The 16,034-nt window shown below is 71.4% G+C and carries 10 protein-coding genes; 3 read left to right on the top strand and 7 right to left on the bottom strand.

Features of this window, described 5'->3' with window-relative positions; translation table 11 throughout:
• Positions 1-2: 2 nt before the first annotated feature.
• Positions 3-2,216 carry a PQQ-binding-like beta-propeller repeat protein gene (locus tag OG276_RS37780; protein ID WP_266913843.1) on the top strand — a complete coding sequence of 738 codons (2,214 nt, stop codon included), beginning with the start codon at positions 3-5 and terminating at the stop codon, positions 2,214-2,216.
• A 102-nt stretch (positions 2,217-2,318) separates the two neighbouring features.
• Here OG276_RS37780 and OG276_RS37775 read toward each other — a convergent pair whose 3' ends face one another.
• The 7 genes from OG276_RS37775 to OG276_RS37745 form a co-directional block, all read right to left on the bottom strand.
• Complete coding sequence (locus OG276_RS37775) at positions 2,319-2,891, bottom strand: snapalysin family zinc-dependent metalloprotease (protein ID WP_266913841.1); 573 nt, start codon at positions 2,889-2,891, stop codon at positions 2,319-2,321.
• A 330-nt stretch (positions 2,892-3,221) separates the two neighbouring features.
• Positions 3,222-5,351 (bottom strand): serine/threonine-protein kinase, encoded by a 2,130-nt coding sequence (locus OG276_RS37770; protein WP_266913839.1) that lies wholly within the window; start codon positions 5,349-5,351, stop codon positions 3,222-3,224.
• Between the two features lie 328 nt (positions 5,352-5,679).
• Positions 5,680-7,467, bottom strand: coding sequence for a VCBS repeat-containing protein (locus tag OG276_RS37765; RefSeq protein WP_266913837.1), 1,788 nt, complete (start codon positions 7,465-7,467; stop codon positions 5,680-5,682).
• 469 nt (positions 7,468-7,936) lie between these two features.
• Positions 7,937-8,599, bottom strand: coding sequence for a response regulator transcription factor (locus OG276_RS37760; RefSeq protein ID WP_266913835.1), 663 nt, complete (start codon positions 8,597-8,599; stop codon positions 7,937-7,939).
• Complete coding sequence (locus OG276_RS37755; protein WP_266914166.1) at positions 8,596-9,765, bottom strand: sensor histidine kinase; 1,170 nt, start codon at positions 9,763-9,765, stop codon at positions 8,596-8,598. The genes OG276_RS37760 and OG276_RS37755 overlap by 4 nt, the downstream gene beginning before the upstream one ends.
• Before the next feature lie 120 nt (positions 9,766-9,885).
• On the bottom strand, positions 9,886-11,955 hold the full coding sequence (locus tag OG276_RS37750; protein ID WP_266913833.1) for an MMPL family transporter: 2,070 nt from the start codon (positions 11,953-11,955) through the stop codon (positions 9,886-9,888).
• Between the two features lie 741 nt (positions 11,956-12,696).
• Complete coding sequence (locus OG276_RS37745) at positions 12,697-13,026, bottom strand: ATP-binding protein (RefSeq protein WP_266913831.1); 330 nt, start codon at positions 13,024-13,026, stop codon at positions 12,697-12,699.
• Positions 13,027-13,127: 101 nt separating this feature from the next.
• Between OG276_RS37745 and OG276_RS37740 the strand changes: the two genes are divergently transcribed.
• Positions 13,128-13,334, top strand: coding sequence for a hypothetical protein (locus OG276_RS37740; RefSeq protein WP_266913829.1), 207 nt, complete (start codon positions 13,128-13,130; stop codon positions 13,332-13,334).
• Between the two features lie 659 nt (positions 13,335-13,993).
• Complete coding sequence (locus tag OG276_RS37735; protein ID WP_266913827.1) at positions 13,994-16,018, top strand: VCBS repeat-containing protein; 2,025 nt, start codon at positions 13,994-13,996, stop codon at positions 16,016-16,018.
• Positions 16,019-16,034: the final 16 nt, after the last annotated feature.

Here is a 16,034-nt window from a genome sequence, read left to right as displayed (position 1 = left end):
CCGTGTCCCAGGGCTCCGGACCCACCACACCGCTGCTGCCCGGCGACCCCGAGCGGATCGGCGGCTACACGCTGCTCGGCCGGCTGGGCGGCGGCGGCATGGGCACGGTCTTCCTCGCCCGGTCCGCCGGCGGGCGCGTGGTCGCGCTGAAGACGGTGCACGAACACCTCGCCCGTGAACCGGAGTTCAGGATCAGGTTCCGGCTGGAGGCAGAGGCGGCCCGGACGATCGGGGCGCGGCACGGGGCGACGGTCGTGGCCGCCGACACCCAGGGGGCACTGCCTTGGCTGGCGACGGAGTACCTGCTCGGCCCCTCGCTCGCGGAGGCCGTCGTACGGCACGGGCCGCTGCCCGAGACTGCGGTGCGGGCCCTGGGCTCCCGGCTGGCCCAGGCCCTGGCCGACATCCACGGCTCGGGCCTGGTGCACCGGGACCTCAAGCCCTCGAACGTCCTGGTCACCGCCGCGGGTCCGCGCGTCATCGACTTCGGCATCGCCCGTGCGCTCGGCGCCCGCCGCCTGACCCGTACCGGGCAGGCCGTGGGCACCCCCGCCTACATGTCCCCCGAGCAGGCGGGCGGCCGGGACCACGAGCCACCGGGTGACGTGTTCGCCCTCGCCGGGGTGCTCGTGTTCGCGGCGACCGGCCACGCCCCGTTCGCGGGCGAGGCCGCCGCCGACCTGCTGTACGGGGTGCGGTACGGCACACCGGACTTCTCCGGGTTGCCCGCGGGACTGCTCCCGGTCCTGTTGCGGTGCCTGGCCAAGGATCCGGACGACCGCCCGGCCGACGAGGAGATCGCGGCCGAACTGGGAGGCGGGGAAGGCAACTTCGCCGACCTGCTGCCCGGTCCCCTGCGCTCCGACCTCGGCCGGCGGGCCGTCGGCGTCTGGGACCTGCGCCCGACCCGGCTGCCCGGACCACCGCCGCCCCCCGAGGAGCCCCCCGCCGGGTGGACGTCCCGCCGACGCCTGCTGCTGGCCGGTGCCGGAGGCCTGCTCGCCCTCGGCGCGGGCGCCGCGCTCTGGGCGGCGCGCGGCAGCTCCGGCACGCCCCCGGCCGACCGGAAGGCGGCTTCCACGTCCCCACGCCCGCCGGGGCTGCCGCCCGAGCCGCTCTGGACGTACGACGCCGAGTCGCTGTGCCGGGTCGAGGCGGTCCGGGACGGGATCGTCGTCGTGTCGGTCGGAGACGACCGGTTCAGCCGTACCGTGGCCGGCCTCGACGCGGCCACCGGCAAGGTGGCGTGGCGGAGCCCGAAGACCGTTGTTTTCGAGGAGAACGGGGAGGGCTTGGTCGTCCGCGAGAAGTCCTCGGTCCTCAACGCCCCGGATCCCCTGCTCGCCCTCTCCCCCACCGACGGGCGATTGACCGAGTACCCCGCCGAACTGGGGCAGCCCCGACTGCTCAGCCCCCGTCTCATCGCCAGGACCGACGACCGCCTGTACCTCTCCGGCTACGACGGCCACCAACAGCTCATTGCCGCCTACGCCGCGGACGGGGGTACGCGGCTCTGGGCTCAGAAGACGGGACACGAGCCCTCCTCGCCGAGCCCCGGCGTCGCCGCCGCGGGGGACGTCTTGATCTACTCCGTATCAGGGGACGTCGTGGGTGTCGGGCGGGACGACGGGCGGGAACGCTGGCGCATCGACCTCTCCGGCCCGGACAACCTTCGCCTCCAGCCGGTCCATCCCGCTTCCCTGGCCGACGGCCGCCTGCACCTCGGGGGCGGCGAGGTGCGCGCCCTGGAGGCCGCCACCGGGAAAGTGGTCTGGCGCTTCGGTGCGGACCGGGTGCCGTATCCCGGCGGTCGGGCCTCCTTCGGGACCCCGACGGCCGTGGACGGCATGGTGTACGTCATCGGGCTGCGTCCCGCGGGCGCGCAGAACCCCCGTGTGTACGATGAGCTGCTCGCGCTGCGAGCCTCGGACGGAGCGCTGCAGTGGACGTACGCCATCCCGGACGGCGTCCGCTTCGACCCGCCGCCGCTCCTGCACCGGGGCATGCTCTACGTGGACACGGGCAAGCTGGCCCAGCCCCTCCTCGCCGTCGGCCTCGCAACCCGCCGCCCGCCCTGGACGTACCGCAGCGGATTTACCGAGGACGGCCACGTACCGCTGACGACCTCCGGTTACACAGACCTCCGCATCGCCGACGGCCGCCTCCACCTGTCCTGTGGGACGCACGTCCTCGCGCTCCCCGCACAGGAGGGGTAGCAGGGGAGCCCGATGACGGCGCGGCGGTGGGCCGGCACGGTCGCCCTCCGGGAGTGCAGTCCCGGCCAGGCCCCCGCGCCGGCCCACCCGCCGACCCGCCGGTCAGGGGGCGTCGATGAGTACCCGGCCGTCGGTCGGCACCGTTGCCGCGAGCCCGTTCGCGTACGCGTTCTGTACGCGGGACCGCTCGGTCGCGTTGGGTACGGCGTTGGTGCAGGCCGTCCCGGCGCTGGATCCTGACATCAGCTGGGTGCACGGCCCCGGCTTGGTGTCCGGGAGGCCCAGGCTGTGGCCCAGCTCGTGCGCGGCGATGCGCGTCTTGTCGTACCCCTGGCTCACGGCCTGCGAGCCGAGTTCGACGCGCACCTGTCGCCCAGGACGGACCGGGCCGAGGGTGGCCTGCGGCCAGCCGGTGGTGGCTACGATGACGATCTCGGCCCGGACCCCGGGCGCGGCCTCCACCAGCCGAACGTTACTGACGTTCGCGTTCCAGGAAGCCACCCCGGCCGCGATGGCCGCCTCCCAGCCGCCGGCCCGGCTGTCGTCATATCGGAGCGTCACTACCGCTGCGGTGGCTTCCGGTATCGGCGCGGGTGCCGCGGTCGCGGCGGTTGCCGCCACAAGGACCAGCGCGGCGGCGGAGATGCCGGCTTTCAGCCAAGTGCCCAGAGACATGTCGTCTTCCTTCATGCGTGGGGGGGCCCGGCCCCTTGGTGGAGCCGGGGCACTGGAGACGCCGCCACCGCCCGCCTGTGGCCCGCACGTTCGGACAGCCGCCCCTCCGGAGCCCTAAGAACGTAGCCCCGCATCCCAGCAACCCGTCATGCACCTGCCAGCCAATTCCGGCAGGCACTCCAGCCGATGCCCGGTCAGCGGGCGGGGCCTACTGGGGGATGCGCCGTTTCCGTCCGCCGTCGGTTCCTACCGGGGCCCCAACGCCTCCGGATCGGTCACAGCGGCCGAAGGCCGTGTTCGCTGCTGCTTCCGGATGGGCCGTGTCCCCGCTCAGGTGAGCTCCCTGCCGGTGGCAGCGTCGAGGGCGTAGAGATTCCCGTCGTCGCCACCCCCGACATACACCACGCCGTTGACCACGGCGGGAGAGCCGTAGCTGGTCGTGTCGTCAGCGCTGAAAGTCCATTTCTTGGCGCCGGTGACGGCATCGATCGCGTAGAAGTTCTTGGTGGTGCCCGCGTAGACCACCCCCGTGGCCACGGCGGGGGTGCATCCGGTGTTTCCTGGTTGGATCGGTTCGAGGGCAACGGCCCACTTCTCGACACCGGTCGCGGTATTGATCGCATAGAGAATGCCGTTCTCATCGCTGCCCGCGTACGCCACCCCCTCGGCCACGGTGGCCGTGGAGAAGTAGGCTCTGGGGCCCAGGTCGGATTCCCATGTGTTGGTTCCGCTGGCGATGTCGATCGCATGGAAGTGGCCTCCCCCGTCACCGAGATACAGCACGCCGTCGGCCACCGCCGCAGACGCGGCAAACTTCCGGTCGGTATCGGGGTAGACCCACTTTCTGGTGCCGCTCGCGACGTCGACCGCGTGGAGACCGACGCCGGGCATGTCTGCGGTGATGAAAGCCACTTCGTCGACCACGACCGGTGACAACGTCTGGGTGCCGCCGACCAAGTAGGTCCACCTCTCGTTGCCGCGCGCGGCATCGACCGCATGGAGGTGCAGGTCGCTGCTGCCGACGTACACCACTCCGTCGGCCACGACCGGCACTGACCGGTAGATGGCACCACCCGTGTCGTAGGCCCACTGCACGGCGCCCGTGGCGGCATCGACCGCGTAGAGGCTGCCGTCGGAACTGGCGGCGTACAGCGTCCCCCCAGCGATCGCGGAAATCGCACTGACGCCACCGCTGAAGCTGGAGGCCCACTTGCGGGCACCGCTGATCGCGTCGAGTGCGTAGAGAGTGCGGCCGATGCCGACGTACACCACCCCGTCGGCCACCACGGGCGCCCCGTCCATCACGTCGCCCGACGCGTGGAAGGGCCACCGGTTCCGGTCCCGGGACACCGCGGTGGCGATCCCTATGCCCGCGCCCGCGGTAACGACGGCACCTGCCGCGAGCCGGAGGAACCGACGCCGACTCGTGGCCTGGTTCGGGGATCCGTCCTCTGGGTCCCTCGCGGCCCCGTCCTGGTCGCCGCCCTCAGTCTCGGGCGCCGCGTCACCCGTGCGGTACGGGCCGGAACCTGGGGCACCGCCACGCGGGGGCCGTACTCCGACCACGGCCCGGTCGGGGGCGTGGGGTGCCGGGTGTAACGCAGCGTCTTGGGCGATGCCTGTCGCCGGCGGCAAGGCGGCCAGACGCCCGGCCCCCAGGTCGGGCTCGGTGAGCACGGGGTTTGAGGTGGCGAGGGTGCTCAGGCGTTGCTGTACTTCGCGTGCGGTGGCCGGCCGGTCCCGGGGGTCCTTGGCGAGCAGGGCCACCACGAGATCGTCGAGCGCCGCCGGGATGCCTCGGCGCGTTTCACCGGGCCGGGCCGGGGGTCGGCCCACGTGGGCGTTCATCATGGCGATCGGTGTGCCTGCCCGGAAAGGCACCTGACCGGTGAGCAGCTCGCTCAGGACGCAGCCGAGCGAGTACAGATCGGAGCGGCCGTCGCCGGGCTGCCCGTCGAAGCGTTCGGGAGGCATGTAGGCGAGGGTGCCCATCACCTTGCTGGACTTGTTCGTCGCCTCGACGAACCGGGCGATTCCGAAGTCCACTATGACCAGTCGGCCGGCCGGCGTCAGCATGAGGTTGGCCGGCTTCACATCCCGGTGTACGACCCCGGCCTCGTGGGCCGCCGCCAGTGCTGCGGCTGCCTGGGCGGCCCAGGCCACCGCCAAGTCCACCGGCGGAACGCCGTCATTCAACAGCAGCGTGCCCAGATCCCTGCCCTGGAGGAACTCCATGACGAGGAAGAGCGATCCGTCCGACGCGTCCTGGCCCAGGTCGTGCACCGTCACCACCCCTGGATGGTGCAGCGCACCGGCGGTACGGGCCTCCCGGAAGAACCGTTCGCTCCCTGCGCTGTCACCCCGCTGGGACGGCAACAGTTTGACGGCCACGGAGCGTCCGATCACGTGGTCCCGGGCTTCCCAGACCTCGCCCATCCCGCCCCGTCCGACGAACCGCACCAGCTCGTACCGATCGGCTAGTACTCGCGCCCCCGCCAACTGCCCACCTTCCTACGGGCGACCCACGTTCTCCGGCCGCGAAACAGCCCAGGTTTCACACGTGCACCACCTTGACGATGCCACCGCTGAGAAGACGGCACGTGCAGGGTGACTCAATCGTTTCCTTGGCCGGCCGTCGCGGCCCGCTCCGGCCGCGACGGCAGTGTTCGAGCGCGGTCGGTGACCACCGGTACGAAGCCAGGCTCAGGCCGGGCGGGCGCTCGCCCGTACCGCCGGGGCCGGCGGGCGAGCTCGCGCCGTCGCTCTCAGCGGCCCGGGGCCGCGGGGGTCAGAGCATGTTCTTGTAGATGTTCCACCCGGTGCCGAACTTCACCCGGGGGGCGAAGGTGGCGGTGCCGGTCTTGCCCGTCGAGGTGTACGTGTACACCGCGCCTCCCGGGAGCCGGGCCATCAGGTCGCCCTTGCTGTCGCCGTTGATGTCGCCAGGGACGAACAGCGTGTCGTACTGGTTGAAGCCGCTGCCGACCAGCTCCCGGGCGGTGAACGGCGCGCTGGCCGTGCCGGTGCCCTTGTAGAGGAAGAGGCCGCCGGCGGCGTCCCGGGCGAGCAGGTCGGGCCGCCCGTCCCCGGAGTAGTCGCCCGCGCCGACGAAGGTGTTGTAGGCGTTCCAGCCGGTGGCGACCTTGATGCGCGTACCGAACTTCGTGTACGGCAGGCCGTCGCCGGGGTGCAGCCACAGGACGCCGGCGGAGTCACGGCTGACCAGGTCGCCCTTCCCGTCACCGGTGAGGTCGCCGGGGCCGGCCATCATGGTGTAGTTCCACGACGTGCTGACCTTCGCGCCGCGGACGTAGAGGTCGGTGCCGATGTTCTGCACGTAACTGGCGTGGTTGTGGCTGTTGAGGCCCGTGGCGTAGGTGTTGCGGGAGCCGGGCGTCTCCTTGCCGACGTTGTACGCCGTCGAGTAGTAGGCGCCGTTGGCCAGGGCGTGGTACTTGACCAGAACGTTGTCGGCCTGGGTCATCACGTTCTGGCCCTTGCCGAAGAGCGATGTGGTGCCCGCTCCGACGATGAACTTGTTGAGTTCGTAGCCACTGCCGAAGTAGGCGGGTGCGGCGAACTTGCCGCCACCGATCGACTTGAACCAGTACTCCACGCCGTCGTGGTTACGGGCGAGCAGATCGCTGCGGCCGTCACCGTCGGCGTCGTCCGAGCCGGTGATCACGTTGTACGTGTTCCAGCCGGTGCCGACCTTGACTCCTGGCTTGAGCGGGGCGGTGGCGCTGCCGGCTCCCTTGTGGAACCACAACTCGCCGGCCAGGGTACGGGTGAGGACGTCGCCGATGCCGTCGCCGTCGACGTCGTTGGCGCCCACGATCTGGTCGTAGATCCCCCAGCCGGAGCCGACCTTGACCCGGAAGTTGAAGGGCTTGCCGACCGTCCCGGTTCCGGTGTACAGCCACAGGTCACCCGCCGGGTCCCGGGCCAGCAGATCGGGGCGGCGGTCGCCGGTCAGATCGCCGGTGGCGATGAGGCGGTTGTAGATCTGCCAGCCGCGGCTCGACCACAGCGGCTCCGAGGTGCTCTTCACGCCCGCCTCGTAGAGCGTGAGCACGCCGTCGAAGGTGAGCGAGAGAAGTTCGGGCTGGGTGGTGCCGCCGACGTCGCCAACCGGCAGCAGGTCCTTGAACGAGGCCTCGGGATCCGGATCGGTCTTGGCGATCGTGTACTCGCTCCAGGCCTTGATCGATGACAGGTAGACGGCCGTGACCTGGTCATACTCCATGACGATCATGTCGCTGACGCCGTCGCCGTCGACGTCGTGCCGCGGCTTGGCGGCAGCGGCCGTCTCGGCCGGGACCCGGGCCGGCATGACGACGGTCGGGAGCTCTTGGCCTCCGGCCGTTCCGGTCACGGCCGACGGTCCCGTCGCCGGCTCCGGCACGGCCGGGCTCGGCACTGCCAAGCGCGGCGCGGCGACGCCCGGCGCGCCCAGGCTCGGCGCTGCAACGCTCGGCGCGGCGGCCAGAGCGCCGGCGGCCAGGGCGAGAACGCCCCCGGCGGCCAGGGCGCGCAGCCGTCTGCGCTGCGGTGACGTGCGGTGCGATGTAGTCAAGATCCCCCCTGAGGATCGAGCCGTGGGGCTCTGCCCTGGCGCACGTCATGTGTGTGCCGGGGATCACGCGTCCATGCGTGAACGGACCCCGCTTCCGTCCGTACACGCTAAGCCCCGTCACAGACATTCACGTCGTCACAATCAGCCGCTTCCCTTTCCCAGCACATCAGTTGGGCTTTCCGCACCAGACGTGTGAGGACGACGCGCCGACGCGTGTGCACGATTGCCTGGTCAGCAGGCGTAGGAGTGGGGGGAATCGGCTGTGGCCGGAGTTGATTCGGAGAAGCTTCCGGCGCGGTGGTGGAAGTGGGCTCTGTCAGCCCCGAGCGGACGTGGTCCCGTGGAAGACACCACAGGCCGAAGCCCACCTGAACGGCAGCTCGCTGCCCCTGCACGAGGCAGCCGGGGACCGACCTGGGACAACCACCTCACCTGGCTGACGCCTGCCCAGGGTCACCAGCACACCGATTCACACTCCTGGACTCACCAGCCCCGACTCGTACGCCACGATGACCAGTTGCGCCCTGTCCCGTGACCCCAGCTTGCCCATGATGCGGCTGACGTGGGTCTTGGCGGTCAGTGGGCTGAGACCGAGGGCCTCGCCGATCTCGGTGTTGTTGAGGCCGCACGCGACAAGGGTGAGGACCTCGCGCTCGCGGACGGTGAGGCATTCGGGACCGGCCTCGGGCGGCGCTGCCGTGGGGCTGCGCAGGAAGCGGGCGATGAGCCGGGAGGTCGGTCCGGGCGAGAGGAGGGCCTCCCCGCCGGCCACCGTGCGGATCGCCTCCAGGAGTTCGGCCGGACGCGTGTCCTTGACCAGGAAGCCGGAGGCCCCGGCGCGCAGCGCCTCGACGATGTGCTCGTCCGTGTCATAGGTGGTGAGCACGAGCACCTTCACCCCGGCCAGATCCTCGTCCGCGGCGATCAGCCGGGTGGCCTCGATGCCGTCGAGGTCGGGCATGCGGATGTCCATCACCACCAGGTCCGCGCGTTCCGTGCGGGCCAGCGCGACGGCCTCCCGGCCGGTGCCGGCCTGTCCGACGACCGTCATGTCCTGAGACGACTCGAGGAGCATCGCGAACGCGGCCCGTACGAGCGCCTGGTCGTCGGCGAGCAGAACGCGGATGGTCATGGGTTGCCTCCCAGCGGCAGTACGGCACGGACCTCGAAACCCTTGCCGGGAAGTGGCCCGGCGTCCAGCGTTCCGCCCACGCTGCGAGCCCGCTCGCGCATGCCGACGAGACCGAACCCGGGCGTGCCCCCGCCCGTGCCGGTCCCGTCGTCGGTGACGGTGACCCACAGGGAGCCTTCCCCGGCGCGCACGCCGACCCGGATGCCGAGGTCCTGCCTGCCGCCGTGGCGTACGGCGTTGGTGAGGGACTCCTGGACGATCCGGTAGGCGGCCGCGCCGACGGCGGCGGGCGGCACCTCGTCGGTGGTGACCGTCAGGTCCACCTCGGCCCCGGAGACCCGGGCGGCCTCCACCAGACCTCCCAGTCCGTGCAGGTCGGGCAGGGGGTCGCGGGCATCGGGGGTGCCGTGCTCGCGCAGCACCTCCAGGGTGGTGCGCAGTTCGCTGCGGGCGGTACGGCAGGTCTCGGCTATGTCGTCGAGGGACTTCGCGACGGCCTTGCGGTCCAAGCGCTCGGGGTCCGCGTTCAGGACGTGCGCGGCGACCGAGGTCTGCACGCCGATCAGGGTGATGCTGTGCGCGAGCAGGTCGTGCAGGTCTCGGGCTATGCGCAGTCGTTCCTCGGCGACCCGGCGGCGGACCTCCTGCTCACGTGTGCGTTCGGCGCGCTCGGCGCGCTCGACGACGGCGGCGACGTACTGCCGGTAGAAGCGCAGGGCGATGCCGATGAAGACCACGGCGAGCACCCAGCCGGAGATCCGCAGCGCCTCGGCGGCCTGCTTCCTGTTGACGAACATCATGACGCTCAGCGCCACGGTCAGGGCCGTGCTGGTGGCGAGCAGGGTGTACAGGGGCCTGCAGGTGACGGCGACGCTGTACAACACGACGACCGAGACCGGGAACGGGGCGGCGTGGTTGTTGTCGAGGGCGTGGTACGGCAGGAGCAGGACGGCCTCCGCGGCCAGCGCGAGCAGCGGGTGGCGCCGCCGGAACACGATCGGCAGCTGCGCCGCGATCAGCAGGAACCAGCCCAACGCGTCCGGTCGCCGGGCCGAGTCGGTGACGAGGGCGAGGAGCACGGCCAGGGCGGTGACGGCGAGGGCGAGCAGGGCGTCCTTGCGGGTGGCGTGCTGGGCGGCGGACGGGTCGCGGTTGATCACCGTCATGATCCGGTCGCTTAAATGGGGTTTGCGTTCGGCTTCGGGCACGGGCTCATCCTCCGTCACGTGGGCGCCCCTCCCGCAAGGGAGGGGCGCCCACGTGCATCACACGGGGTCGGAAAGGTGTCAGACGCGCTCCGGCACCCGGAGCCGGGTTTCGGGCGACGGCGTCTTCGACATGGGACCGGGCCACCACACCTTGCGGCCGAGGGCGACGCTGGCGCTGGTGACGAGGTAGGTGCGGACGAGGAAGGTGTCGAGGAGCACACCGACCGCGATGACGAAGCCGAGCTGGACCAGCGAGACAAGGCCCATGTTCATCAGCACCGCGAAGGTGGCCGCGAGGACGAGGCCGGCGGAGGCGATGACACCGCCGGTGGTGCGCAGGGCGGTGAGCGCGGCCGCGGCGGGTTCGGCGCCGCCCAGGGATTCCTCCCGCATGCGGTGCATCAGGAAGATGCCGTAGTCGACGCCGAGGGCCACCAGGAACACGAAGGACAGCAGGCCGAGGGCGGGGTCGGTGCCCTGGAAGCCGAACAGCGGCTCGAACACCAGCCCGCCGATGCCCAGGGAGGCGCCCCAGACCGCGACCACGGCGGCGACCAGCATCAGCGGGGCGACGAGGGAGCGCAGCAGGACGATCAGGATGAGCAGGACGGAGAGGAGGACGATCGGTACGACGACCTTCTGGTCACGGGAGTTGGTCTTCTCCAGGTCGATCTGCTGGGCGCTGGGTCCACCGACGAGTGAGCCGTTCAGCTTGTCGCGCAGGCTCTTGATCGTGCGGGTCTCGGCGTCCGTCTGCGGCAGCGCGGAGGCGATCACGGACACCTCGGTCCAGCCCTCTCCCGTCCGGCCGATACGGGCGGAGGCGACGCCCTCGGTGGAGGTGGCCGCCGCGAGGGTGGCTTCGCGGCGGTCGACCGGAGTCATGACCGTGATGGGCTGACTGGAGCTGTCCGGGTAGGCGTCGGCCAGGGTCAGCATGGCGGAGACGGACTCCGGCCGGTCGACGAAGGCGTCCTCCTGCTTAAGGTCTCCGGGCAGGTTCAGGGCGCCGAGGGCGAGCGCCCCCAGAGCGAAGGCGCCGGCAATGAGGACGGCCACCGGGCGGCGTCCGGCGGAGCTGCCCATTGCCGAGAACAGTGAGCGGCGCTCCTTGGGAATGCTGCCGAAGGCCGGGATGAGCGGCCAGAACACGCGGCGGCCGAGCAGGACCAGGAGGGCCGGCAGCAGGCTGAGCATGGCGATCAGCGCGCACAGCACGCCGACGGTGCCGAGGGGGCCCATGGCGCGGTTGGAGTTGAGGTCTGCGGCGAGCAGGCACAGCAGCCCGACGGCGACGGTGCCGGAGGAGGCGATCACGGCGGGCCCGCAACCGCGCAGGGCGGCCGCCATGGCCTCGTACGGACGCTCGATGCGGCGCAGTTCCTCGCGGTAGCGGGCGACGATGAGCAGGGCGTAGTCGGTGCCGGCGCCGAAGGCCAGGATGGTCATGATGCTGGTGCCCGCGCCCGAGATGGAGGTGCCGAAGGCCTGGTTGAGGCCGTAAGCGACGCCCATGGCCAGGTAGTCGGCGATCCCGGCGGCGATCAGCGGGATCAGCCACAGCACGGGGCTGCGGTAGATCAGGATCAGCAGGATGGCGACGACGGCCACCGTGGTGTAGAGCAGGGGGCCCGCGAGGGAGTCGTACACCTTCTTGGAGTCGCGGGTGACCGCGCCGGGCCCGCCGACCTCGACGGTGAGACCATCGCCGGAGCGGGCGGTCTCCCTGATGTCGTCGACGAACTTGTTGCGCAGCTCGTCGTCGTCACCGGGTTCGTTGCTGCTGACCGGGTACATGAGCGTCGTGCCGTCCTCGGAGGGCACGCCCTGCGGGGTGTCGGTCAGCTGGTGCTCGTCGGCGATCTGCCCGATCTGCCGCTCGGCGGTCGCGCGGTCGGCGGCGGTGAGGGCCCCGTCGCGCTGGTAGACGAGGACGAGTTGGGTGGTCTCGCCACCGGGCAGCCGCTCCTGGAGCTTGGCCACCTGGGTGGAGTCGGCGTTCGCGGGCAGGTAGTCGGTGACACGGTCGCGCGTGACGTCGGCGAGCTTCCCGGCGAACGGCGCAGCGACCGCGAGCACGGCGACCCACAGCGCGAGCACCAGCCAGGGCAGTGCTCGTCGCCGTCTCTGTGTAAGTGCGGCCCCCATGTTCGGGCCTCCCTCCGGTCCGGATGTCTTGGTGTGCTTCCAAGGCTCCCGGCAGGCAGAGGCCGGATCGTCGCGCCTGAGATCGAGTTCGCAGGTACTGCCGGGGGTGGCCCGGCGAGCTGATTACTCCCGCGGGAGTACGCCGGCACGAGACGACGTTTCGTGTCGTCGCTGCCCGCCGGCCTCGTGCAGGCGCGGCCGACCCGGCAGGGGCGGCGCCCGCCGAGCCGGGTGCGGCGTCGGGGGTGGTAGAGCGGGAACGGGCAGTGGCAGAGCCGGTCGCGCAGTCGGCCGGCGCGCGGTTTCCCTCCTGAGGCCGGCGGCGTCTGCGTCGAGGGTGACCGTCCCGGTGGGGTTCACCTTCTCGGTGGGGTTCTCTTCTTGAGGCGAGTCCGCTCGATCAGGCCGACTCCAGGCGCCTCCAGGTACTCGTCGTAGGGCCGGGGCGCGTCGTCTGAGACGCACGGGGCGGGGGCAGTGACCCGCCGGGGGCCACCGGCTGCGCCTCGTACGAGGGCCTGGGCAGCCGGCCGCCAGGTCACGGCCACCGCCGGCCGACCCCGAGGGCGGTGCGGCAGCGCCGCGCCACCCACTGCCCGATGCCTCGGCCGGGGCAGCGGGCGCCCCGGCCCGCTACCTCAGCCACCGTGGGCGTGTCCCGGTGAGGGAACTGCGGTTGGGCTCCGCGCCGCCGCGGCTCACACTCCCACGCAGTGACGATGTGGCATCTCCTGCCGCTCCTCACTGAAGCGGGAACTCGCACCAGACCGTCTTGCCCACTCCGGGCACACGGCGGGCGCCCCAAGAGGCGGCGAGACGTGAGACGACCTTCATGCCCCGCCCCCAATCCGCCACGCCTGGCTCCACCTCCAGCACGCGCGGCAGGACCTCGGAGGCGTCCCGCACCGCGACGATGAGCCGCTTCGGAGTGCGGCGCAACCGCAGTGACACCGGCGCCCCTTCCTCCACGACGTGACGGCGGTGGTACACGGCAGCCTTCGAGGCTAGCTCGCTGATGGCAAGAACGGCGTACTCGCGCACCGGGAGCGGCAGACCCCAGGACGTCAGCACGGGCCTCCGCACCACCAGTCCGCGGCCAACACCCGCCGCACCGACCGCCCGTGCGTCCCCCGGAACGACCCAGGAACGACCCAGGAACGGTGATCCCTCACATGACGCCCACCACCACCGCCCTTCTGCTGATAGCCCTCGCCATCGCAGTCCTGATCTCCCTCGCCGCAGCAGCCGGCGCGACCGTCCTGAAGCTGTGGGACGGTGCCGGCGTCCCTGCCGCCGTAGGTCGGGGGCTGACCGCGTTCGGCGGCACCATGACGCTCTGCGGAGCCCTCATCGCCCTGCTCATCAGCGCCTTCAGGTAGCACACGCCCGGCACGCCGAAGCCCCCGCCGCATCACGACGGGGGCTTCGGCCAGCCCCCTGCAAGCACGCCATGTGAACCACCAGGAACGACAGGAACCCGCCCCGAACGTCATCCCCTTCCCCACCCACCCACGCACGCACCCACTGCCACGGGCCCGCACCTTCACACTTGAAGATCAAAACGGTGCGATGCCACCACTCCGGGCGAGGGACCTCAGGGTCGACGACTGGACGAGATTGCCGTGGGGCGCGGACGGCAAGTCAGAGGGATCCCGGTACGGGTGCCCCCAGTCAAGTCGGGTCTAGTGGTGGATGAGCCAGGGCCCGACCAAGGCTTCCTTGGCCGCGTGACCACCGCGCACAGCACCGGCGGACCGGGTGGTACGGTCCGCTCTTGCGATCAAGTGCGCACGGACGTCACCAGGGGAATACGCGTCCGGTCAGACTGTTTCCATCGGGGGCCCACATGCCGTACCGCCGCACGTCCCGGCGACTCGTCTCTCTCGCAGTCCTCACCGCCCTCGCGGCCGCCGGGGGCCCGGTGGTCCTTCCCGCAGCCGCCATGCCCGGACAGACTGCTCGGGCCGACGCCCCGGCGGCACTGCCGAGGGTTTCCTCGGACTCGCGGATCGTGAGCGGGGGGCCAGGAGGCTTCCTGATGCGGGCGACCGGCGGCAACAGCGAGGATCTGACCTGGACGCGCTACTCCGACGGCTCGGTCACCCGGATGAACTTCCCGGTGACCGAAGACCAGGAGGCCGGAGCCATGTCCGACACGGTGGTCGAGGCCGGCCAGCCCGTGCGACTGCACCACATGGACACCGGGACCACCACCGAGGTGGACGTGTTCGGAATGGGGTACAACTACCTCGGCTCCGTCGGCACGACACTCATCGCTCTCGGGCCGCGCCCCGGCAGCACCCCGCTGCTCCACCTGCTCGGTGACCCACGGCAGGGGACGACCGACCGGGCGGTAAGCGGCCTGCCTCGCGGCATCCGGGCCGCGAGTGCCAAGGTCGCCGCTTACGCCGACGGGGCCTTCGTCCTCGAGTACGCGACCGGCGACGCGGACAACGAGATCCTCCACCACGCGGTCGTCGACGTCGCTTCTGCGCGCATCGTGAACACCTACCGGGTGACGCGCTCTTGGGGCGACGTAGCCCTCTCCGGTACGCACATTGCCTGGATCGGCTATGCCGATGGCGTGACCGGCACCGTCGTACGCACCGCGCAGCGCGGCTCCTCGACCGTGTCCCTGACCAAGCTGGGGAAGATCGGCGGCGGCCCGTTCCTCGGCCTGCTCAACGGCTGGTGGCTCGCCGGCCCGGACCGGAGCGCGGATGCCGCCGACCACGCTCTGTACGCCCACCCCATGGGCGGGGGTGCGCCACGCAAGGTGCTGGACGCCGTCGACTCGCGCGTTCCGGGCCTGGCTCCTGGCGGTGCGCTGCTGGTGATGGGGGGTACGGTGGCCCACGGTGACGGTCTCTACCGCATCACCCGGGGTTCCGACGGGTTTCCGCGGGCCGAGCTCGTCGCCACGACGGGACAGCCCACGCCGGTGACCCTCGTGAGCAAGGAGATACCCACCACCGTCGACTTCGACCGCACCCCGAAGGCGACCCTGAGGTGGAAGCTGTCGCGCGACAACGTCCGCACGACGTTCGTCCTGCGGAACCTGAGGACCGGTCGGAGCGGCACCTACGACGACAGGAGCATCCGCCCGGCGGAGGAACCCGGGAGCGGCTCCTTCGAACTGAGCTGGGGTGGGCTCCTGTACAACGGCGTGCTGCCGGCGCCGGCCCCCAACGGCGAGTACGAATGGCAGCTCACCGCCCAGCCGAGCGACGGCATCGGACCTGCCCTCGTCGTGAAGGGTCGGCTCACCGTGCGCAGGGCCGCGGCCCCGCACGACCTGACCGACGACGGCACGCCCGACCTCCTCGCCCGTACCGCGGACGGACGCCTCATCAGCCAAAACACCTTCTACAACGGTGGCGTGAACATCGGGTGGCCGACTCTGGAGACGGACCTCGGCACCTTTTGGGGCCAGTACACCGCGCTGGTGAGCGCGGGGAACGCCGGCGGCAGTCGGGACGCCGACCTCCTGGCCCGTGACGGGTCGGGCGTGCTGTGGCTGTACACCGGCAAGGGCGACGGGAAGTTCGCCGCCCGGAGCAAGGTCGGGGGCGGTTGGGACACGTACGACGAACTGACCGCGGGCAGCGACCTGACCGGCGACGGCAGGGCGGACCTCATCGCCCGCGACAAGAGCGGCGTGCTGTGGCTCTACCGGGGCACCGGCGCGACGGACGCCCCGTACGCCGCCCGGAAACGAATCGGCTCCGGCTGGAACCAGTACGACACCCTGGTCTCCGCGGGGAAGGTCACCGGCGGTGCGACGGGCGACCTGCTGGCACGAGACAGGGCCGGGGTGCTGTGGCTGTACCGCGGGCGCGGCGATGGGACGTTCGGCACGCGGACCCGTGTCGGCGCGGGCTGGGGCACGTACCTGGACGTGGTGGCCTGGGGCGACTCCAACCGCGACGGGACCCCCGACCTCTACGCGCGCGACAAGGCGGGCAGGGCCTGGCTGCACCAGGGCACGGGAAGCCCCACGGCACCCTTCCGGAGCCGCATCCTCCTGGACGAGGCGCAGGGGCAGTACACCGAGGTCCTGTGACGCATGTGCCCCATGT

This window comes from Streptomyces sp. NBC_00086 (assembly GCF_026343255.1).
Classification (GTDB): Bacteria; Actinomycetota; Actinomycetes; order Streptomycetales; family Streptomycetaceae; genus Streptomyces.
This window is presented reverse-complemented; position numbering and strand designations above follow the sequence as displayed.